The sequence below is a fragment of the Streptomyces sp. NPDC026673 genome, from assembly GCF_040638135.1.
Lineage (GTDB): Bacteria > Actinomycetota > Actinomycetes > Streptomycetales > Streptomycetaceae > Actinacidiphila.
In genome coordinates this window covers 137,687-159,135 of record NZ_JBEZXR010000007.1, presented here as the reverse complement: position 1 = coordinate 159,135, position 21,449 = coordinate 137,687, and the positions used below count along the sequence as shown (strand labels likewise).

20 protein-coding genes are annotated in these 21,449 nt (G+C 72.7%); 13 read left to right on the top strand and 7 right to left on the bottom strand.

The window, feature by feature from the left end; translation table 11 throughout:
- Window positions 1-9 precede the first annotated feature (9 nt).
- The 13 genes from AB0F62_RS08570 (at window position 10) to AB0F62_RS08510 (ending at window position 14,186) form a co-directional block, all read left to right on the top strand.
- Window positions 10-855, top strand: coding sequence for a sugar ABC transporter permease (locus AB0F62_RS08570; protein ID WP_361793871.1), 846 nt, complete (start codon window positions 10-12; stop codon window positions 853-855).
- Window positions 855-1,775, top strand: a complete 921-nt coding sequence (locus AB0F62_RS08565) for a carbohydrate ABC transporter permease (RefSeq protein WP_361793868.1) — start codon at window positions 855-857, stop codon at window positions 1,773-1,775. The genes AB0F62_RS08570 and AB0F62_RS08565 overlap by 1 nt, the downstream gene beginning before the upstream one ends.
- Window positions 1,772-3,883, top strand: coding sequence for an alpha-galactosidase (locus AB0F62_RS08560; protein WP_361793865.1), 2,112 nt, complete (start codon window positions 1,772-1,774; stop codon window positions 3,881-3,883). The genes AB0F62_RS08565 and AB0F62_RS08560 overlap by 4 nt, the downstream gene beginning before the upstream one ends.
- 56 nt (window positions 3,884-3,939) lie before the next feature.
- Entirely contained in the window at window positions 3,940-4,698 is a 759-nt protein-coding gene (locus tag AB0F62_RS08555; RefSeq protein WP_361793862.1) for a glucose 1-dehydrogenase, read from the top strand.
- 49 nt (window positions 4,699-4,747) lie between these two features.
- Window positions 4,748-5,509 (top strand): FadR/GntR family transcriptional regulator, encoded by a 762-nt coding sequence (locus AB0F62_RS08550; RefSeq protein WP_361793860.1) that lies wholly within the window; start codon window positions 4,748-4,750, stop codon window positions 5,507-5,509.
- Window positions 5,506-6,651: a galactonate dehydratase gene (dgoD, locus tag AB0F62_RS08545; protein ID WP_361793857.1), complete on the top strand. Its 1,146-nt coding sequence runs from the start codon at window positions 5,506-5,508 to the stop codon at window positions 6,649-6,651. Before AB0F62_RS08550 ends, dgoD begins: the two co-directional genes overlap by 4 nt.
- Entirely contained in the window at window positions 6,645-7,460 is an 816-nt protein-coding gene (locus tag AB0F62_RS08540) for a hypothetical protein (RefSeq protein WP_361793854.1), read from the top strand. The genes dgoD and AB0F62_RS08540 overlap by 7 nt, the downstream gene beginning before the upstream one ends.
- A gap of 26 nt (window positions 7,461-7,486) precedes the next feature.
- Window positions 7,487-8,122, top strand: coding sequence for a bifunctional 4-hydroxy-2-oxoglutarate aldolase/2-dehydro-3-deoxy-phosphogluconate aldolase (locus AB0F62_RS08535; protein ID WP_361793851.1), 636 nt, complete (start codon window positions 7,487-7,489; stop codon window positions 8,120-8,122).
- Complete coding sequence (locus AB0F62_RS08530; RefSeq protein WP_361793848.1) at window positions 8,119-9,033, top strand: SMP-30/gluconolactonase/LRE family protein; 915 nt, start codon at window positions 8,119-8,121, stop codon at window positions 9,031-9,033. Before AB0F62_RS08535 ends, AB0F62_RS08530 begins: the two co-directional genes overlap by 4 nt.
- A gap of 9 nt (window positions 9,034-9,042) precedes the next feature.
- Window positions 9,043-10,020, top strand: coding sequence for a sugar kinase (locus tag AB0F62_RS08525; protein ID WP_361793845.1), 978 nt, complete (start codon window positions 9,043-9,045; stop codon window positions 10,018-10,020).
- Between the two features lie 81 nt (window positions 10,021-10,101).
- The gene (locus tag AB0F62_RS08520; protein WP_361793842.1) at window positions 10,102-11,313 is read left to right on the top strand and encodes a cytochrome P450; all 1,212 of its coding nucleotides are present in this window, start codon (window positions 10,102-10,104) and stop codon (window positions 11,311-11,313) included.
- Window positions 11,314-11,617: 304 nt separating this feature from the next.
- Entirely contained in the window at window positions 11,618-12,355 is a 738-nt protein-coding gene (locus tag AB0F62_RS08515) for a class I SAM-dependent methyltransferase (RefSeq protein ID WP_361793839.1), read from the top strand.
- A 148-nt stretch (window positions 12,356-12,503) separates the two neighbouring features.
- Window positions 12,504-14,186 carry an acetolactate synthase large subunit gene (locus tag AB0F62_RS08510; protein WP_361793836.1) on the top strand — a complete coding sequence of 561 codons (1,683 nt, stop codon included), beginning with the start codon at window positions 12,504-12,506 and terminating at the stop codon, window positions 14,184-14,186.
- A gap of 30 nt (window positions 14,187-14,216) precedes the next feature.
- On the opposite strand, the gene AB0F62_RS08505 is transcribed toward AB0F62_RS08510, so the two are convergent.
- The 7 genes from AB0F62_RS08505 to AB0F62_RS08475 form a co-directional block, all read right to left on the bottom strand.
- Window positions 14,217-14,885 carry a hypothetical protein gene (locus AB0F62_RS08505; RefSeq protein ID WP_361793833.1) on the bottom strand — a complete coding sequence of 223 codons (669 nt, stop codon included), beginning with the start codon at window positions 14,883-14,885 and terminating at the stop codon, window positions 14,217-14,219.
- Between the two features lie 117 nt (window positions 14,886-15,002).
- Window positions 15,003-16,040 (bottom strand): Gfo/Idh/MocA family oxidoreductase, encoded by a 1,038-nt coding sequence (locus AB0F62_RS08500; protein ID WP_361793830.1) that lies wholly within the window; start codon window positions 16,038-16,040, stop codon window positions 15,003-15,005.
- A gap of 109 nt (window positions 16,041-16,149) precedes the next feature.
- Window positions 16,150-17,169 (bottom strand): Gfo/Idh/MocA family oxidoreductase, encoded by a 1,020-nt coding sequence (locus tag AB0F62_RS08495; RefSeq protein ID WP_361793827.1) that lies wholly within the window; start codon window positions 17,167-17,169, stop codon window positions 16,150-16,152.
- Window positions 17,170-17,200: 31 nt separating this feature from the next.
- Entirely contained in the window at window positions 17,201-18,112 is a 912-nt protein-coding gene (locus tag AB0F62_RS08490; protein ID WP_361793824.1) for a sugar phosphate isomerase/epimerase, read from the bottom strand.
- Between the two features lie 186 nt (window positions 18,113-18,298).
- Complete coding sequence (locus AB0F62_RS08485; RefSeq protein ID WP_361793821.1) at window positions 18,299-19,177, bottom strand: ATP-binding cassette domain-containing protein; 879 nt, start codon at window positions 19,175-19,177, stop codon at window positions 18,299-18,301.
- 5 nt (window positions 19,178-19,182) lie between these two features.
- The gene (locus AB0F62_RS08480) at window positions 19,183-20,256 is read right to left on the bottom strand and encodes an ABC transporter permease (RefSeq protein ID WP_361793818.1); all 1,074 of its coding nucleotides are present in this window, start codon (window positions 20,254-20,256) and stop codon (window positions 19,183-19,185) included.
- A 5-nt stretch (window positions 20,257-20,261) separates the two neighbouring features.
- Window positions 20,262-21,275 carry a sugar ABC transporter substrate-binding protein gene (locus AB0F62_RS08475; RefSeq protein ID WP_361793815.1) on the bottom strand — a complete coding sequence of 338 codons (1,014 nt, stop codon included), beginning with the start codon at window positions 21,273-21,275 and terminating at the stop codon, window positions 20,262-20,264.
- Window positions 21,276-21,449: the final 174 nt, after the last annotated feature.

Below are 21,449 nucleotides of genomic sequence, written 5' to 3'. Positions count from 1 at the left end.
GTGCCCCCGGTGGTCCTGGCCCTCGTCCTCATCCCGCTGCTCGTCGAGGCGTTCTGGGTCTTCTGGCCGGCCTTCCAGGGGTTCTACCTCTCCCTGACCTCCTGGGACGGGCTGGCCGCCCCGCAGTTCGTGGGCCTCGACAACTTCAGCGAGATGGTGCACGACGCGGTCTTCCGCACTGCCGCGATCAACACGGTGCTGTGGCTGCTGCTCTTCGGCGGGCTCTCCGCCGCCCTGGGACTCGGTGCCGCGCTGCTGCTCCAGCAGGAGCGGCGCGGCATCGGGTTCTACCGGGCGGCGCTCTTCCTGCCGGTGGTCTTCTCATTGGTGGCGACCGCCCTGGTGTGGCAGGCCATGTACCAGCCGGACGGCCTGATCAACAACGTGCTGGAGGCGGTCGGCCTCGGGAGCTGGCGGCACGCCTGGCTCGCCGACCAGGACACGGCCTTCTACGCGGTGATCGTGCCCGCGCTGTGGCGCCAGGTCGGCTATGTGATGGTGCTGTACCTGGCCGGCCTCAAGGGCATCGACCCCGTGCTGTACGAGGCGGCCAAGGTCGACGGCGCCACCCGCCTGCAGCAGTTCCGGCACATCACGCTGCCGCAGCTGCGCAGCGTCAACGCCGTCGTCCTGTCGGTGATCGTGATCGACTCGCTGCGCTCGTTCGACGTGGTGTGGGCGCTCACCCGCGGCGGCCCGTACCACTCCTCCGAACTGCTGAGCACCTACATGTACTCCACCGCGTTCCAGTCCCTGCGCCTGGGATACGGCTCCGCGCTCGCCGTCGTCATCTTCGTGCTGGCCTTCGGCGTCATCGCGAGCTACCTCGTGCGCGCCTTCCGGGAGGCCGACTGATGACCGCCACCCACACCGCCGTGAGCGTCAAGGACCCGGCCGGCCGCGACGGCGAGACCGCCAAGGTCCCGGCGGCGCCCCGTCGGTCCCTCCTGGGCGGCCGCGCCCTGCGCACCACCGGCTTCCATCTCACCGCGGGCCTGCTGTCCGCGCTGTGGCTGCTGCCGATCGTCCTCGTCCTGGTCACCAGCACCCGGACCTTCGACGACATCGCCGCGCACGGCGTCGGGAGCTGGCCGCACTCCTTCACCCTGGACGGCTTCCGCCAGGCGTGGGTGGACGGCGGGCAGCAGCGCGCCCTCATCAACAGCATGGTGGTCACTGTCCCCAGCGTGCTGCTGTCACTGGGCCTCGCCTCCATGGCCGCCTTCGCGCTCAGCCGCTACGAGCTGCCGTTCCGCCGCGTCCTGCTGCTGCTCATGCTCGGCGGCAACCTGCTGCCCCCGCAGATCCTGCTGATCCCGGTCTCCAAACTGAGCGAAGTACTCGGCATCTACGACCAGCTGTACGCCCTGATCGGCGTGCAGGTCGGCTTCGGCGTCGGCTTCTACGTCTTCGTGCTGCACGGCTTCATGCGGGCGATCCCCGGCGAGATCCAGCAGGCCGCCGTCATCGACGGCGCCGGTCCCTGGCAGATCTACTGGCGGATCATCCTGCCGCTGGCCCGGCCGGCGCTGGCCGCGCTGAGCGCCCTGTCGTTCACCTGGATCTTCAACGACCTGCTGTGGGCCATCACGGTGCTGCGCACCGACAGCCAGATGCCCATCACCGCGTCCCTCATCGGACTGCAAGGTCAGTACGTCTCCATGTGGAACGTCATCGCGGCCGGTTCGGTGATCGCCGCCGCCCCGACCGTGGCCGTCTTCCTCAGCTTCCAGCGCCACTTCGTGGCCGGACTCAACCTCGGAGCCGTCAAGTGACCACGCACGACCGGTGGCTGCTGCGCACCGACACCACCACCTACGCCGTCACCCTCGGCGGCGACGGCCGCTGGGCCGAACTCGCCGCCTGGGGGCCGCACGGCGCCGAGGACGGGCCGTCGCCCCTGGACTGGTCGCGCCGCACCCACTTCATCACCCCCGCCGACGCGGCCCCGGCCGAGTACATCCCGTACGGTCTGCGGCCGTTCACCGGCGCCGACCTGATCGCCTCCCGCCCCGGCGGCGACCGCGGCAGCTGGTGGCGGTTCACCGGCGCCACGCAGGACGGCGACCGGGCGCTGCGCCTGGAGTTCTCCGACGACGTCCTCGGGCTGCGCACGACGCTGCACTACGAGACGGTGCCCGGCACCGATGTCGTCCTGCGCTGGGCGGAGCTGACCTGCACGGGCGAGCAGGAGGTGCGCCTGGAGCGCTTCGACTCCGCCGCCGTCAACGTGCCCGTCCAGGGTGGTTCACGGCTCAGCTACCTCTCCGGGCAGTGGTCCCAGGAGTTCCAGCTCAAGGACGTCGAGCTGGAGCGCGGCCGCTTCGAGATGGAGAGCACCCAGGGCTCGGCCGGGCACGCCTACCACCCCTGGCTCGCCGTCCAGGACGCCGCCGCTCCCGCCGAGGGACCCACCCCCACCTACGGCATCGCCCTGGAGTGGTCCGGCAACTGGCGGATCACCGCGGACGCCGAGCCCGGCGGCGCCGTACGCGTCCGCGCCGGCCGCGTACCGCACGAGGGCGCCGTCCGCCTCGCCCCCGGTGCCACCCTCGTCACGCCCCGGCTGGCCTGCGCCTTCAGCCCGGACGGCCTCGACGGCCTGGCCCGCGTGTGGCACCGCTACGAGCGCCACCTGACCGGCGAGCGCATCGACCGGCCGCGCAAGGTCCTCTACAACTCCTGGGAGGCCACCGGCTTCGACGTCGACGCCGCCGGGCAGCTGGAGCTCGCCAAGGTCGCCGCCGAACTCGGCGCCGAACTCTTCGTCGTCGACGACGGCTGGTTCATCGGACGCCCCGACGACACCGGCGGCCTCGGCGACTGGGACCCGGACCCGGCCGAGTTCCCCGGCGGATTCGACCGGTTCATCGAGGACGTCCGCGCCCTCGGCATGGACTTCGGCCTCTGGGTAGAGCCCGAGGGCATCAGCCCCCGCTCGAAGCTGTACGCCGAACACCCCGAGTGGGTGTACCGGATCGACGGCCGGCCCGCCACGCTGGTGCGCAACCAGCTTCTGCTCGACCTCGGCCGCGAGGACGTCCAGGACTTCGTCATCGGCACCCTCGACCGGCTCCTCGGCTCCCACGCCATCAGCTACCTCAAGTGGGACATGAACCGGCCGCCCACCGAGCGCGGCCGCCCCGGTCACCCGGCCGGCCCCGACCCGGAGCTCCAGGACCTCGACGCCGCCCATGTCGCCGGCTACCTCCGCGTACTGGACCACCTGCGCACCGCCCACCCGCACGTCACCGTCGAGGGCTGCGCGGGCGGCGGTGGCCGCGTCGAGCACGCCACCATCGCCCGCACCGACGTGGTGTGGCCCAGCGACAACACCGCACCCATGGACCGGCTGCGCATCCAGTACGGCTACCTGCACGCGCACGCCCCGCACACCATGAGCTCCTGGGTCACCGACGCCCCCGGCGTCTTCGACCCGCGGCCGCGCTCGCTCGCCTTCCGCTTCGTCAACTCCGCCGCCGGCGTGCTCGGCATCGGCGCCGACATCCGCCACTGGACGCCGGAACAGCGTTCCGAGGCCGCGCGATGGATCGCCCGCTACAAGGAGATCCGCGATGTCGTCCACCACGGCGAGGTGCACCTGCTGGGCAGCCCCGCCGACCCGACCTGCGGCATCCAGTACGAGGAACCGGGCGGTGCCCGCCTGGTGGTGACGGCGTGGAACACCGGTCCGCTCGACGGCGCACCCCTGGTGCCCGGCCGGGCCGCCCGGCTGCGACTGCGCGGCCTGCGGCCGGACGCCGTCTACGCCGACACCGCCGACGGCACCCGCTACAGCGGCGCCTATCTGCTCCACTCCGGGTTGCCGTTCGCCTGGACCGCCGGACACGACGCGGAGTTGACCGTCCTGGCCCGGCAGTGACGACAGCGGCAGAATCTGCACCCCACCTGATTCCCGAACAGGAGACGACCCACCCCATGAACCCAGCTGCCCGCTTCACCAACCGCGTCGCCGTCGTCACCGGCGCCGCGTCGGGCATCGGCGCGGCCTCCGCGGCACGCCTCGCCGCGGAGGGCGCCGCCGTCGTCCTCGTCGACGTCGCCGCCGAACGCGGCGAGGAGACGGCCGAGCGGCTGCGCAAGGACGGGGCACGGGCCCTGTTCGTCGCCGCCGACGTCGCGAGCGAGGACGACTGGCAGCGGGTGATCACCGCCGCCCACGGCTTCGGGCCGGTGGGCGTCCTGGTCAGCAACGCGTACACCGTGGCGGTCGCGCCGGCCCACGAGACGAGCCTCGCCTCGTGGGAGCGGCAGCTGTCGGTCAACCTCACCGGCGCCTTCCTGGGGGTGAAGGCGACCCTGCCGGACCTGCGCGAGCGGCAGGGGGCCGTGGTCCTCGTCTCGTCGGTCCACGCGAACCGGGGCATCCCCGGCCACCCGGCGTACGCGGCGAGCAAGGGCGCGCTGCTGTCGCTGTGCGGTCAGCTCGCCGTCGAGTACGGCCCGGACGTCCGCGTCAACGCGGTGCTGCCGGGCCCGATCCTGACGGCGGCCTGGGACCGGGTCCCGCAGGCCGACCGTGAACTCAGCGTCGCCGGGACCGCCGCCCGTCGTTTCGGCACCCCCGAGGAAGTCGCCGCCGCCGTCGCCTTCCTCGCCGCCGACGAAGCCTCGTACATCACCGGATCGAGCCTGCTCGTGGACGGCGGCTGGAGCGTCGCCAAGGCATCCGCCTGACGGAACCGGACGCACCGGCCACCGACCGAACAGCAAGAAAGGCAAACACATGAGGCCATACGCGCGCCGCGGAGTGCACGGACAGACCGTGGAGACCCTCGCGCGCCGGGTGCTCAGCGGCGAGATCCCCGAGGGAGCGACGCTCGACATGGCGGCCCTGCAGAGCGAGCTGGACGTCAGCCTGACGGCCCTGCGTGAATCGTTGAAGGTGCTCGCGGCCAAGGGCATGGTCGACGCCCGGCAGAAGCGCGGCACGTTCGTGCGGCCCCGCTCCGACTGGAACCTGCTCGACGCCGACGTGCTGCGCTGGCAGTTCTCCGAGGGCAGCGGCAGCGCCGCCGACCCGGGACTGCTGCGCAACCTCGGCGAGGTCCGCGGCATCATCGAGCCGGCCGCCGTGCGACTGGCCGCGGTCCGTCGCACCGACGCCGACCTGGAGGCGCTCGAGGAGGCGCTGGCCGCCATGGGCGAGGAGGGCGGCGCGAGCCACGCCGTGGAGGCCGACCTCGCCTTCCACCGGGCGCTGCTCGCGGCCACCCACAACGAACTGCTGGAACGCATGGAGATGGTCATCGAGTCGGGCCTGGCCCAGCGCGACCAGCTCGTGCACAGCGCCCCCCACAGCGAGGACCCGGTGCCCAGCCACCGAGCCGTCCTCGACGCCGTGCGCGACCGGGACCCGGCCGCCGCGGAACACGCCATGCGCGCCCTGCTCGACCAGGCGACACGCGACCTCGACAAGGTCAGCGGCCCGCACGCGCCCGAGAGCGCGGACGATTCCGCCGAGGAGAAGGACGGCCAGGCACTGTGAAGATCGCGCGCGTCGAGACGTTCCTCGTCCCGCCCCGCTGGCTGTTCTGCCGCATCGAGACCGACGACGGTGTCGTCGGCTGGGGCGAGCCGGTGGTGGAGGGCCGGGCCGAGGTGGTGCGAACCGCCGTGGAGGTGCTCGCCGAACACCTCGTGGGCCAGGATCCCCTGCGGATCCAGGACCACTGGCAGGTGCTGAGCAAGGGCGGCTTCTACCGGGGCGGCCCGGTGCTCTCCAGCGCCGTGGCCGGCATCGACCAGGCCCTGTGGGACATCGCCGGGCGTGCCCTCGGGGTTCCGGTGCACACCCTGCTCGGCGGCCCCGTCCGGGACACCGTCCGGGTGTACGCCTGGGTCGGCGGCGACGAACCGGACCGGCTCAAGGAGGAGATCGCCGCCCAGGTGGAGGCGGGCTTCACCGCGGTGAAGATGAACGCCGCCGGGCGCACCCCGCCGCTCGGCAGCCCCGCGGAGACGGCCGCCGTCGTCGAGCGCGTCGCCGCCGCCCGCGAGGCCCTGGGCCCGCACCGCGACGTCGCCGTGGACTTCCACGGGCGGTTCAGCGCCGCCAACGCGCGCCGTGTGCTCCACGAGATAGCCCCGCTGCACCCGCTGTTCGTCGAGGAACCCGTCCTGCCCGAGCAGGCGCACCTGCTCCCCGGGCTGGTCTCCGCCTCGTCCGTGCCGCTCGCCACCGGTGAACGGCTCTACGGGCGGGCCGAATTCCTCCCGGTGCTGACGGCGGGCGTCGCCGTGGCCCAGCCGGACCTCTCGCACGCCGGAGGGATATCGGAGGTCACCCGGATCGCCTCGCTCGCCGAGACCTTCGGGGCCCACCTGGCACCGCACTGCCCGCTCGGCCCCATCGCACTGGCCGCCAGCCTCCAGGTCGCCTTCGCCACACCCAACTTCCTGATCCAGGAGCAGAGCCGGGGCATCCACTACAACAAGGACGCCGACCTGCTGTCCTACCTGGTCGACACCGAGCCCTTCCGCTTTGTCGACGGCCACGCGCGCCGCACCGAACTGCCCGGACTCGGCGTCGCCATCGACGAGGACGCCGTCCGCGCCGCCGACCGCTCCGGCCACGCCTGGCGCAACCCCGTGTGGCGGCACGCCGACGGCTCCTTCGCCGAATGGTGACCGGCACCCGGCTCCCGGTCTCCGTGGTCACCGACCCCGACCACGGCGGACGCTGGACCGCGCTGACCGCGGGCGGCCGGGAATGGCTGTGGCACCGCGACGAGCCGAGGCGCCGTCTGGTCCGGCCCGGCGATCCCTTCGCCGACGCCGGCGGACTGGAGGAGTGCGTACCGACGGTGCGCGGGCTGCCCGACCACGGGGACGCCTGGTCACGGCCCTGGCGGCGGGCGGGGGACGGAGACGGAGCCGGGGACACGGACGTCGTGGACTGCCCCGACTTCCGCCTGACCCGGCGGCTCCGTGCGGAGTCGGGAGCCGCCGTCGCCGACTACACGCTCACCGCCGAACCCGGCTACCGCTTCGTGTGGGCCGCCCACGCCCTGCTGGAGCTCTCCCCGTCCGCGCGCATCGGCATCGACGGAACCGCGGAGACCCGGCTCTACCCCGACGAGGGCGCCGGCTGGGTCACCGGGCAGTGGCCGCGCGTCGACGGCATCCCGCTCGACCGGCTCGGGCCGGACGACGGGACCGCCGTCGGGGCGGTCGTCCTCACCCCACGGGTCGCCGTGCACGACGGCCCCGACACCCTGCACCTGTCCGTCGAGGTCGGCGGACAGCCGGTCGCGGTCGCCCTGTGGCGCAACCTCGGCGGCTTCCCCCAGGACGCGCCGTACCGGTCGATCGGCGTCGAGCCGATGCTCGGCCGCGTCTTCGACCGCGCCGGGGCGGACGACGGCGACACGGCCGTCGTCCCGCCCTCGGGCGAGGTCGCCTGGCGGCTCACGGTCACCGCGACCCGCCGCCCCTGAACCCCCACCACCAGAAGGGATGTCGGATGGACCTGCTCGCCGCGCTGCGTGCCCACCGGCTGCTCGCCATCGTCCGCGGCAGCGACCCGGACGCGGCGCTGACCACCGTGCTCACCCTCGCCGAGGAGGGGATCACCCTCGTCGAGGTCTCCCTCAGCGGACGTGACGCGCTCGACGTCATCGCGCGGGCCCGCGCCGCGCTCGGACCGGACGCGACCCTCGGGGCCGGAACCGTCCTCAGCGCCGACGACGCGCGGGCCGCCCAGAAGGCCGGTGCCTCCTTCCTCGTCACTCCGGCGGTCAGCGACGGCATCGCCACCGGACGCGAACTCGGACTCCCGGTGCTCGCCGGGGTGATGACCCCCACCGACATCCTCCAGGCGCTGCGGCTCGGCGCCGACGCCCTCAAGCTCTTCCCGGCCGGCAGCGCCGGCGGCCCGGGCTACCTGCGCGATCTGCGCGGCCCCTTCCCCGATCTGCCCTTCGTGCCCGTCGGGGGAGTGGACGCGGACGCCGCGGCGGCCTACCTGCGACTCGGCGCCACCGCCGTCGGCGTCGGATCACCCCTGATCGGCGACGCCGCCGAGGGCGGCAGCGTCACCGCGCTGCGCGAACGGTCCCGCGCCTTCCTGGACGTCGTCCGCCCGAAGGCCCACGCATGAGCGCGCCCGTATCCCCGGCGGTTGTCGGGACCGACCGTCTGGAACTCGGCGAGGGCATCCGCTGGACGGACGGCCGCGCCGTGCTGACCGACATCCTCAGCGGCCGGCTGCTCTCCGCCCCCGACGACCCTGCCGCGCCCTTCACCCGGATCGCCGACGTGCCCTTCCCCCTGGGCGCTGTGGCGCCGGTCGAGGGGCGCCCGGGGCACTGGGTGGCGGCCGCGGGCACCGGCATCTGCCGTATCGACCCGGCGGGCCGGGTCGAATGGATCGCGCGCCCCGAGGACGACGCCCCCGTGGCGATGCGGATGAACGACGGCGTCGCCGACCCGCACGGGCGCTTCTGGGCGGGCAGCATGGCCTACGAGGCCACCGAGGACGCGGGCTCCCTCTACCGCCTGGACCGCGACGGCCGCGTCACCCGTGTCCTGCGGGACATCACGATCCCCAACGGCCCTGCCTTCACCGCCGACGGCACCGTGATGTACCTCGCCGACAGCGCCCGAGGCGTCATCCGGCGCTATCCGGTCGACCCCGGGAGCGGCGACCTGGGCACACCCGAGCCCTTCGTCACCCTCACCATTGGCAGCCCCGACGGCATGACCACCGACACCGAGGGCGGGCTGTGGACCGCCGTCTGGGGCACCGGGCAGGCACGCCGCTACCACCCGGACGGCAGCCTCGACCGGATCGTCGAGCTGCCCGCCGGGCAGCCCGCCGGACTCTGCCTCGGCGGACCCGACGGCAGGACCCTGTTCGTCACCAGCGCGCACATCGGCCTGGCCGCCCCGGGACCGCTCGACGGCGCCGTTTTCGCCGTCCGGGTGGACGTGCCCGGCACACCGGCCGCGCCCTACCGCCCGGCGGGCCCCGCGTCCGCCACCCCCGCGGACCGCGCCGACACCCCCTAGGAAGCCAGCATGAGCACCCCCCGGCCATTGCGTCCCGGCCCCGTGGTCTGCGTCGGCGAGACCATGGCCGCCCTCGCCCCCGACCCCATCGGGCCGCTGGACGACGCCGACCTGCTGCGGATCGACATCGCGGGCGCCGAGTCCAACGTCGCCCTCTACCTCGCCGACCACGGCGTCCCCGCCCGCTGGGTCTCGGCGGTCGGCGACGACCCCTTCGGCCGGCGCGTCCGCGAACGGATCGCGGCGGGCGGCGTCGACATCAGCGGTGTGCGCACCGACCCCGTACGTCCCACCGGGCTGCTGCTGAAGGACCCCGGTGCCCACGGCACCCGCGTCCACTACCACCGCGCCGGGTCCGCCGCCTCGGCGCTCACCCCCGACGTGCTCGACGACCCCGCCGTGGCCGGAGCCGCCCTCCTCCACCTCAGCGGCATCACGCCCGCCCTGTCGCCCGGCTGCCACGCCCTCGTCGAACGGGCGCTGCGCCCCGACCGCCCGTGGCCCGTCAGTTTCGACGTCAATTACCGTCCCGCCCTGTGGACCGGCCGCTCCGCCGCCGACGTCCTGCTGCCGCTCGCCGACCGGGCCGACATCGTCCTCGTGGGCCTCGACGAGGCGCAGGCCCTGTGGGGCGAGCGGATCACCGACCCCCGCGCCGTCCGCGATCTGCTGCCCGGCCCCCATGTCCTCGTGGTCAAGGACGGGGCGCACGCCGTCACGGCCTTCACCGGAACGGACGCCCACAGCGTGCCCGCCCTCACCGTGCGCGTGGCCGAACCGGTCGGCGCCGGCGACGCCTTCGCCGCCGGATTCCTCGGCGGTCTGCTGCGGGACATGCCGGTGGAGCGCGCCCTGCGGCTCGGCCACCTGACGGCGGCCTCGGCCCTGCGGGTCCCCGCCGACCACGGGCCGCTGCCGGAGCCCTCCGTCATCGCCTCGCTCCTCGACGCCGAAGAGGAGACCTGGAAGGCCGCCACGATCGGCTGATCCCTTCGGATGAGGCCGTCCGGGACGTCTCGTCCCGCGGGGTGACGTGTCGCGGCGTCCCGCCGGGTTACCGTGCGACTCATGGACACGGTCGATCTCACGGTCTACGGCGAGGAGTTCACCGCCGACCCCTACCCCGTCTACGCCAGGCTCCGCGAGCAGGGCCCCGTGCACCGCGTGCGCACCCCCGACGCGGGGGAACTCTGGCTGATCGTCGGCTACGACCAGGCCCGGGCGGCCCTGGCCGACCCCCGGTTCGCCAAGGACTCCCGCGCCCTCGGCTGGACCTCCTACGACGAGGAGCTCCTCGGCCGCCACATGCTCGTCGCCGACCCGCCGGAGCACACCCGGTTGCGCAAGCTGGTGGCCAGGGAGTTCACCGGCCGCCGGGTCGAGGAGCTGGCGCCGCGCGTGGAGGTGGTCACGGCCGGTCTGCTCGACGCGATGCTGGCCCGCCCCGACGGCACCGCCGATCTCGTCGAGGCGCTGGCCTACCCGCTCCCCATCACGGTCATCTGCGAGCTGCTCGGAGTACCCGACCTGGACCGGGCGGCGTTCCGCGCGTGGTCGAACGAGGTCGTCGCGCCGACGGGAGCGGAGGCCGAGCGCAGGGCCTTCGAGGAACTCGCCGCCTACCTCGACGAACTGATCGAGGACAAGCGCTGCTCGCCCGGCGACGACCTGATGAGCGCGCTCATCCGCACCACCTCGGAGGACGGCGACCGGTTCTCGCGCCCCGAACTCAGCGGCATGGCCTTCCTGCTGCTGATCGCAGGCCACGAGACGACCGTCAACCTGATCTCCAACGGCGTCCGCGCGCTCCTCACCCACCCGGAGCAGCTGGCCCTCCTGCGGGCCGACGACGGCCTCCTCGACGGCGCCGTGGAGGAGATGCTCCGCTACGACGGCCCGGTCGAGACGGCGACCTTCCGCTTCACCACGGAACCGGTCGACGTCGCCGGCACCGTCATCCCCGCACGCGAACCAGTCCTCGTCGCCCTCGCCTCCGCCGACCGCGACCCGCGCCGCTTCGACGAGCCGGACCACTTCGACATCCGCCGGGACACCCGCGGCCACGTGGCCTTCGGCCACGGCCTGCACTACTGCCTCGGTGCCCCGCTGGCCCGGCTCGAAGGACGCATCGCCGTCCGTGCCCTCCTGGAGCGCTGCCCCGACCTCGCCCTGGACGCGGATCCGGCGAAGCTGGACTGGCTGCCCGGCATGCTCATGCGCGGGGTCCGCCGGCTGCCCGTACGCTTCACGCCCACCGGCCCGGGCACGGCCGGCACCTAGAATGGCGGTGCCCCGCAACGAACCCGGCTGCGTGAAGAACACCTTCCCCGAGTCCCACGAGGTGTTCGGCGCCCCGCGCCCGCGCTTCCGGCCGCCCGCCGCGCCGTCCGTCTCCGCCTCCGCGGCCGCCCCCGCGACGATCTTCCCGTTCATACCGCCCGTCCCTTCCCCCGTGTCGGCCGCAAGGCCCTTCGAACCGGGAAACCGCCTCCGCGGCGGAACGCGTTGCACGGCCGCGGCGAATTCACCGGATGCGGTGAATTAACCGGATGCGGTGACGCGCCCGCCCTGCGAAGCTGCGCCGATGAACCGTCGCCGCATGTCACGCATCGCCCACACCGACCACCCCATCGCCGCCCCGCTCGACGACTCGACCGTGCGCCGCCTGCTCGACAGGGCGCTGCGCCGCGGCGACGAGCGCGTCCTCGACCTGGGATGCGGTGAGGCGCCCTGGCTCCTGCGGGCTCTCGACGGCCACCCGGGCGTCACCGCGGAGGGCGTCGACCTGGACACCGAGGCGCTGGGGAAGGCGGCCCGCGAGGCGGCCGCGCTCGGCGTCGGCGACCGGCTGTCGCTCCACGAGCGGGACGCGGGCGACTTCACGTCGCCGCACTCCTTCGACGTCGTGCTCAGCGTCGGCGCGGCGCACGCCTTCGGCGGGCTCCTGCCGACCCTGGCCGCGGCCCGCGCCCACCTGGCACCCGGCGGTACCGTGCTCATCGGAGACGGCTTCTGGGAGCGCGAGCCGGCCCCGGACATCGTCGAGATGCTGGGGGAGTACGAGGACCTGCCGAGCACCGTTGACCGCATCGTCGCCGACGGCTGGACCCCAGTCCTCGGCCACGTCAGCACCGTCCGGGAATGGGACGACTACGAGTGGTCCTGGACCGGCTCGCTCGCCGAGTGGGCCCTGGACCACCCCGACGACCCCGACAGCGGCGCCGCACTCGAGGCCGCCGCCGTCCACCGGGCCGAGTGGCTGCACGGCTACCGCGGCACGCTCGGCTTCGTCACGCTCCTGCTGCGCCGCACGACCTCCTGAGCGAGTCCGCCGCCGCCCACCCGAGCGACCCGCCCCACGGTCCGTCAGCCGGCCGCGTTCCGGGTCCCCTCAACCGCGCCTCACCCGCGCCTCACCCGTGCGCGGCGGCCACCTCGCCGGTGCCCGGGGCCCTGCCTACGCTCGGCCCATGGGCACTTCGCAGGCACCGGACGGCTCTCCCGCCGCGGACGACGTCGCGCACCTGCTCGTACGGTGCCTGCTGGCCGAGGGCGTGGAGTACGTCTTCGGGATCCCCGGCGAGGAGAACATCCACTTCGTCGACGCGCTCGACGGCTCCGGCATCCGCTACGTACTCGTCCGGCACGAACAGGCCGCCTCCTTCATGGCCGAGATGTACGGCAGGCTCACCGGCCGGGCCGGGGTGTGCTCGGCCACGCTCGGGCCCGGGGCGATCAACCTGCTCCTCGGCACGGCCGACGCGACGACCAACAGCACCCCGCTGGTGGCGCTGGCCGCGCAGGGCGCGCTGAGCCGGACCCACAAGGAGTCCCACCAGGTCATCGACCTGGTGTCCATGTTCGCGCCGGTCACGCAGTGGGCGCACCGGGTGATCACCCCCGAGGCCGTGCCGGAGATGGTGCGCAAGGCCTTCAAGACCGCGCAGAGCGAGCGTCCCGGTGCGGTCTTCCTGGCCGTGCCCGAGGACATCGAGGGGGCACCGGCGCCGCCGTCCCTGACACCTCTGCAGGTCGACAGGGTCCGTACGATCGCACCGTCGCCCTCGCAGATCGAGCGGGCCGCCGCGGTGCTGGCGGCCGCGCGGCGGCCCATCCTGCTGGCCGGGCACGGCGCCGCCCGGGCGAAGGCCTCGGCGGCGCTGAAGCGCTTCTCCGAACGGCTGAACATCCCGGTGGCGACCACCTTCCACGGCAAGGGCGTCTTCCCCGACGACCACCCCAACGCGCTCGGCGCGGTGGGCTTCATGCGCCACGACTACGCCAACTTCGGCTTCGACCACGCGGACGTCCTCATCTGCGTGGGCTACGAGGTGCAGGAGTTCGACCCGGTGAAGATCAACCCGGTCGGCGACAAGCGCATCCTGCACCTGCACCGCTTTCCCGCCGAGGTCGACGCCCACTACCCGGTCGCGGTCGGGGTCCTCGGCGACCCGTCGCCGAGCCTCGACGCCCTCGCGGACGCGGTCCCGCGCCGCTTCCCGCACGAGTGCGCCGACGAGCGCATCCGCGCGCTGCTCGCAGAGGAACTGGAACACGGCCGTACCAACGACGCCTTCCCGGTGCTGCCGCAGCGCGTGGTCGCCGATGTGCGCGCCGCCCTGGGCCGCGACGACATCGTGCTCGCCGACACCGGCGCCGGGAAGATGTGGATGGCGCGCCTCTACCCCGCGTACGAACCCGACACCTGCCTGCTCTCCAACGGCCTGTCCAGCATGGGCTTCGCGCTGCCGGGGGCCATCGCGGCCAAACTGGCGCGCCCGGACCGGCGGGTGCTCGCCATGATGGGCGACGGCGCCTTCCTGATGAACTCCCAGGAACTGGAGACGGCCGTCCGCGAGCGGATCCCGCTCGTCGTCCTCGTCCTCGTCGACGACGAGTACGGGCTCATCTCGTGGAAGATGGAGCTGGAGCTCGGCCGGCACACCCACACCCGCTTCGGCAACCCGGACTTCGTCGCCTACGCCGAGAGCTTCGGCGCCCGCGGGCACCGCGTCACCGCCGCGGCCGACCTGCTGCCCCTTCTGCGACAGGCCCTCGACGAGGACGCCGTCTCCGTGATCGCCTGCCCCGTCGACAACTCCGAGAACCTGCGCCTCACCGACCGGCTCGGCACACTGAGCGGCCCCTTCTGACCGGGCCGGGCGGCCGGCCGCCCGGCCCGGTCAGACGGCCCGCAGCCCCGCCGGCCGGGACCGGAAGCTCGCCACCAGCATGTGCAGGCTGACGACCAGCGCCCACAGGGGGAAGACCAGCTCGGCCAGCGACACGCTCGGCACCACGAACAGCAGCGTCAGGCCGACGAGGTAGCCCAGGAGCACCAGCCAGCGGGGGAACGCCCCCAGGCGCAGCGCGACGGTGGAGGCCGACAGCACGAACACCGCGGCCATCCGCATCGCGTAGGTCGTCAGGAGGCTGTAGGTGAAGTGCTGCCCGAAGTACGACAACTCGGCCCGGGCATCACCGGCGGACGTGACGTCCGTCGTGGCCAGGAGGCTGCCGGCCGCGGCGGCGGCACCGAAAAGGGTCGCCACGAAGACCAGGCCGCTGCCGATGAGGACCGTCGCGAGGAACGTGTCCTCATCCGGGCCGACGTGGGCGCGCACCGCCCCCATGAACCACAGGAAGAAGATGCCGGCGAAGGGGATGAGCGCCAATGCCGTCTGCACCCCATGGCGCGAGGTGGTGTCGAGAGGGGTGTCCGTCAGGACGCCCGCACCGCTCGGGATGGCCGCCCGGACCAGGATGATGGCCGCGCCGAGCAGCACCGCGAAGGCGATGCCCACCAGTCCCGCCACACGCGGCGTGCGCAACGCCTGGACCTTCATCGCCATGAAAGGTTCTTCCCTCGCGGACAGCCGGGACCGACTCATCCCAGGAAGCACCGGCGCAGGTGATCACGCCACCCGGGGCGGACCGCGGGGGTGACACGCCCGCGCGGTCCCCGGCCGTCACCCCGCCCGCTTCTCCGCACGCGCGGCGACCTCGGCCATCTCGGCGATCGTGACCGGCCGCCGCTCCCTCCGGGACACCTCGCACGCCTCCGCCACGAGCAGCGCCGCGAGCGCTTCGCGCCCGTCGCACGGGTTCTCCGCCCTGCCGGCCACCACCTGCACGAAGGCGTCGATCTCCGCCCGGTACGCGTCCCCGAAGCGGTCCACGAAGCCGGTCCACGGGTCCGGCACACCCGGTGCCGCGCCCGGTTCCACGGACGTGATCGGCGTGCGGGCGCCGACGCCGACCGCGATCTGGTCCAGCGATCCGGCGAGTTCCATGCGGATGTCGTAACCGGCGCCGTTGTAGCGGGTGGAGGTGGCGGTCGCGAGGGTGCCGTCGTCGAGGGTGAGGAGGGCAGCGGCGGTGTCCACGTCGCCCGCCTCGCGGAAGAACCCGGCCCCGCCGTTGGCGCCCACGGCGTACACCTCGGCGACCTCACGGCCGGTCACCCACCGGGTGGCGTCGAAGTCGTGGATCAGGCAGTCACGGTAGAGCCCGCCGGACAGCGGCACGAACTCCGGCGGTGGCGGCGCCATGTCGGAGGTGAGGGCCCGTACGGTGTGCAGCCGCCCGAGCCGGCCGGCCCGCACGGCCTCCCGGGCGGCGCGGTAGCCGGGGTCGAAGCGGCGCTGGAAGCCCATCTGGAGGACGGTGCCGGCGTCCTCGACCTCGCGCAGGGCGGTCACCGTCGACTCCAGGTCGAGGGCGACGGGCTTCTCGCAGTAGGCGGGGAGACCGGAGCGCACGGCGCGGGAGATGAGTCCGGCGTGGGCGGAGGTCGCCGAGGCGATGACGACCGCGTCGCCGCCGCCCGCGAGCGCCTCGCCGACCGAGGCCGCGGCCCGGGCGCCGGCACCGAGCCGGGCGGCGGCCTCGGCGGCCCGCCCGGCGTCCGCGTCCGCGATGACCAGCTCCGACACCTCGGGGTGCTCGTGCAGCGAGGCCGCGTGGAAGGACCCGAGGCGTCCGACGCCGATGAGGACAACGCGCATGAACAGTGGTGCCTTTCTCACGGGTGCGGTGGGTGGCGCGGGCGGGCGGCCAGGGAGTAACCGGCCCGCCCGCGCCGGATCCGGGGCGAAGGGTGGGCGGAGCCCCCCCTCAGCGGTAGAAGGCCGGGCGCTCGATCAGCTCGACCGCGACGCGTCCGCCCGAGGTCTGCGAGCGGACCCCGGCCTCGCAGACCGCCGCGGCGGCATAGCCGTCCCAGGCACTGGGGCCGGTGACCTCGCCGCGCCGGGTGGCGTCGACCCACGCCTGGACCTCGCGGTCGTAGGCGTCGGCGAAGCGCTCCACGAAGTCCGGGGCGATCGTGCCGCCCCAGCGGCCCGCGGTGTTGACGAGCAGGTCGTGCGCGTCGCCGATGCGGGCGCTGCCGCGCTCGCAGACCGCCTCGGCCTGCACCTGGTAGCCGAAGCCGCAGTTGAGGAAGACCTCCACGTCGACGATCGCGCCGCCGTCGGTCTCGAAGACCACGAACTGCGGGTCGTCCAGGCCCTCGGGCGCGTTCGCGGACGGGCGCGGGCGCAGCATGGTGACGGCGGCGATCTCCTGGCCGAACAGCCAGCGGGTCACGTCCATCTCGTGTACGAGCGAGTCGTTGACGAGGTTGGCGTTGGTGAAGCCGGCGGGGATGCTCGCGTTGCGGTGCCGGTTGTGCAGCATCAGGGGCCGCCCCAGCTCGCCGCTGTCCAGCAGGGCCTTGAGCTTCACGTATTCGGCGTCGTAGCGCCGCATGAAGCCGACCTGCACCCGCCGGTGCCCGAGCTTCTGCTCGGCCTCCATCACGCGCAGCGCCGAGGCGGCGTCCGGGGTGAGCGGCTTCTCGCACAGCACCGGGAGGTCGTGTGCGAAGGCGGTGAGCAGGGCCGCCTCGTGGGCGGGGCCGGGGGAGGCGATGAGGACGGCGTCCACGTCGGCCGCCTCCATGGCGGCGGCCGGATCGGTGTAGGCCGTGCAGCCCTCGATGCCGTCCGCGACCGCCTTGACGCGCTCCGCGTCGACGTCCACGACGGCGGTCACCCGGGCGCCGCTGACGACGTCGTTGATGCGGCGGACGTGGTCGGCGCCCATCTTGCCGGTCCCGATGACGGCGACCCGGAGCGGTCCGTGCTGCGTCATGATGCGTGTCTTCCCTTTCGTGGGCGGGGCGTCAGGCGCCGCAGGAGCGGAGGAACTTCCGGGTGCGCTGCGCGATCGGCAGCGGCCGGTCCGGCTCGCAGGGGTACATGTCCTGCTCGACGATGGCGAAGAGGTCGACGCCGAGGCGCTGCGCCGCGGCCAGTACCGGCTCCAGCGCGGGCACCCCGCCGGGCGGCTCGCACATGACGCCGCGCTGCACGGCGGGGCCGAAGGGGATCTCGTTCTTGACGACGTCGGCGAGGATCTCCGGGTCGACCTGCTTCAGGTGCAGGTAGCCGATCCGCTCGCCGTAGGTCTCGATGAGCTTGACGCTGTCGCCGCCGCAGTAGGCGTAGTGGCCGGTGTCCAGGCAGAGGTTGACCAGCCCGGAGTCGGTGGCGTCGAGGAAGCGCTCGACGTGCTCCTCGGTGTCGATGTGGGTGTCGGCGTGCGGGTGGACCACGATGTCCAGGCCGTAGGTGTCCCGGACCCGGCGGCCCAGGCGCTCCATGCCGGTGGCCAGGTGCCGCCACTGCTCGGCGGTGAGCTCGCGCGGCTCGATGATCTCGGCGGTCTTGTCGTCGCGCCAGAAGGACGGGATGACCACCAGGTGCCGGGCGTCCATGGCCTGGGCGAGGGCGGCGACCTGGCCGACGTGCTCCCAGGTGGCGTCCCACACCTCGGGGCCGCGGTGCAGGGAGGTGAAGACGGTGCCCGCGGAGACCTTCAGGCCCCGGCGGGAGGTCTCCTCGGTGAGGCGGGCGGGGTCGGTCGGCAGGTAGCCGTGGGGGCCCAGCTCGATCCACTCGTAGCCCGACTGGGAGACCTCGTCGAGGAAGCGCTGCCAGGGCACCTGCTGCGGGTCGTCGGGGAACCAGACGCCCCACGAGTCGGGTGCGGAGCCGATCCGGATCCGGTCCAGAACGGGGGAGGGGGCAGTCATGAGGAGGGCTCCTCTCACCGGTCGCGGCGGACCGGTCGTGGTTCGGAAGGGCGGCCCGTCAGGGCGGTGGTACGGGTGCCCGCGAGGCTCCGGCGTCCCGCTGGAAGCTTCGCCGTCCGGCCGGGCAACCGTCAAGAGTTGGTCCTGACATACGGACGTCATGTCAGGTTGGATGGGGGTGATCCCTCACGGGGAGGGGCTGCCCTCGGTGAGGTCCTCCGGTTCGGGGAGTTCCTCCACGTCGACGCCGCGGACCTGTGCCAGCTCGTGCTTGAGCGCGGCCAGTTCGGCGCCGCCGGCCATGTGGTTGGTCAGCTCCTCCAGCGAGACCTCCTCGCGGCCCGCGCTCAGCTCCAGGGTGCCCAGCCGGAGCACCGAGAAGTGGTCGCCGACCATGAAGGCGTGGTGCGGATTGTGGGTGATGAAGATGACGCCCAGGCCCCGGTCCCGTGCGGCGGCGATGTACTTCAGGACGACACCGGACTGCTTGACGCCCAGCGCCGCGGTCGGTTCGTCCAGGATCAGCACCCGCGCGCCGAAGTAGACGGCGCGGGCGATGGCCACGGACTGCCGCTGGCCCCCGGAGAGGGTGCCGATGGGCTGCTCCAGGTCGTCCAGGACGATGCCCATGGCCCGCAGTTCCTCGTCCGCGGTCCGCTTCATCCCGGCGATGTCCAGGCGTCGTACGGGCCAGGGACCGCGGGTCACCTCGGAGCCGAGGAAGAAGTTCCGCCACACCGGCATCAGGGGAACGGTGGCCAGGTCCTGGTAGACGGTGGCGATCCCGCGGTCGAGCGCCTCGCGCGGGGTGTTCAGCCGTACGGGTGCGCCGTCGATGCGGAACTCGCCCTCGGTGTGCTGGTGCAGTCCGGAGACGATCTTGATCAGGGTCGACTTGCCGGCGCCGTTGTCGCCGAGCACGCAGGTCACCTGCCCCGGCCGGACGGCCAGGTCGACTCCGTGCAGGGCGCGGACGTTGCCGTAGCTCTTGCCCACGTGAGCCAGTTCGACGATGGGCTCCGGGACGGCTGCGGCGCCGTCGGGGGTGGTGGCAGCGGTGGTCATGGGGCTCACCTCCGGGTCGCCGTGTGGCGGACCCACAGATTGACGAGGGTCGCGATCAGGAGCATCACGCCGAGGAAGAACTTGAACCAGTCGGGGTTCCAGTTGGCGTACACGATGCCCTGCGACACCATCCCGAAGATGAAGGCGCCGATCACCGACCCGACGGCCGAGCCGTACCCGCCGGTGAGCAGGCAACCGCCGATGACGGCCGCGATGATGTACAGGAACTCGTTGCCGACGCCCTCGCCGGACTGCACCGCGTTGAACGAGAACAGCAGGTGCATGCCGGTGAACCAGGCGCCGAAGCCCACGGCCGTGAAGAGCGCGATCTTGGTGAGGTTCACCGGTACGCCGACCGCCCGGGCGCTCTCCTTGTTGCCGCCGACCGCGAAGGTCCAGTTGCCGAACTTGGTGCGCAGCAGTACCCAGGTGGCCAGCGCCGCGAAGCCCAGCCACCACAGCACGGTGACCTTCAACTGGACGCCGCCGATGCCGATCTCCGAGGCGAAGACCGCGCGCGCCTGGTCGAAGCCGTCCATGTCGCTGATGGAGTCCGTGGCGACGTTGCCCGTGAAGATCTTCGTGACGGCGAGGTTGAGGCCCTGCAGCATCAGGAAGGTGGCCAGGGTGATGAGGAAGCTGGGCAACCCGGTCTTCACCAGCAGATAGCCGTTGAGCGCGCCGATGCCCAGGGACACCACCAGTGCGACGACCACACCGGTCCACACGTTCATGCTCAGCTGGAAACTGAACATGCTGGCGGTCAGGGCGGAGGCGGTGACCGCCACGCCGGCCGAGAGGTCGAACTCGCCGCCGATCATCAGCAGGGCCACCGGCAGCGCCATGATGCCCATGACCGACGCCTGGTAGAGCACGGTCGCCAGCGAACTCGCCTCACGGAAGGACGGCGCCACCGCGAAGAAGAAGAAGTAGACCGCGACGGCGGCGATCAGCGCGCCGATCTCCGGCCGGGCCAGCACCCTGCGCAGCAGCGAGCGTTCGGCCGTGCGGCCGTCGGTCTTCGAGGCGGGAGCGGCGGGTGGGGAGGGGGACGCCGCACGGGCGGCTGCCTGGGACACAGGGATCACCGAGTGCCCTTCGCGGCGAACGATGCCACGGACTCGACGTTGTCCTTGTCGACGAAGGCCGGGCCCGTCAGGACCGGGGCCACGCCGCCGCCGCTGAAGTTGCCGTTGGTCTTGTACAGCCACAGGGAGTCGACGGACAGGTAGCCCTGCAGATAGGGCTGCTGGTCGACGGCGAACTGCACGCTGCCGTCCTGGACGGCCTTGACCAGATCCTTGTTGAGGTCGAAGGTCGCGACCTTGGCCTTGCTGCCCGCGTCCGAGACCGACTGGACGGACGTGAGCGCGTAGGGCGCGCCCAGGGTGACGACGTAGTCGATGCCGGAGTCCTGCTTGAGCTTGGCCGTGATCGTCGACTTCACCGACGGCATGTCCGCGCCGTTGACGTACACGTTCTCGGTCTTGCCCTTGAAGGTCTTCTTCACACCCGCGCAGCGGGCCTCCAGGGCGACGTGGCCCTGCTCCTGGATCACGCAGATGGTGTGCTTGGCGCCGAGGTCGTTGAGCTTGTCGCCGAGGGCCTCGCCAGCCACGCTCTCGTCCTGCCCGAAGTACTCCAGCAGGCCCTGCTCCTTCCAGTTGTCCAGGCCCGCGTTGAACCCGACCACCGGGATGCCCGCCGCCTCGGCCTTGGCGACCGCGTCCTTCATGGCGTCTGGCTTCGCCAGGGTGACGGCTATCCCGTCGACCTTCTGGTCGATCGCGTTCTGGATCAGGTTGGCCTGGGTCGCCGCGTTGGGGTCGTTGGAGTAGATCAGTTTCACGTTGTCCTTGGCGGCGGCGGCCTCGGCGCCCTTGCGGATCAGGTCCCAGAAGGTGTCGCCGGGGGCGGCGTGGGTGACCATCGCGATCTTCATCTGAGGGGTGTTCGCCTTGCCCGCGGCGGTGTTGTCCGCGGACTCCTCGGCCTTCTTCCCCCCTGACCCGCTGGAGCAGCCGGCTGCGAGGAGCACGGCCGCGGCGGAGAGGGCCGCGATGGCGGAGATCCGACGGGTTCTGCGAGAGCGTTCCATGTTCCTGCACCTCACTGCGGTGGGAGGGAGAAGGGGGTGGACCTGTTCACATGGCCGGTTGCTGGACGGGAGCAAACCCCTCTCCAGAGCCCCTGTCAAGACTTTGTTAGGACATCAATTCATCTCGACGTAACGACAGGGTAACGAGCGGCTCATCGGAGGTCTGAACGTTCG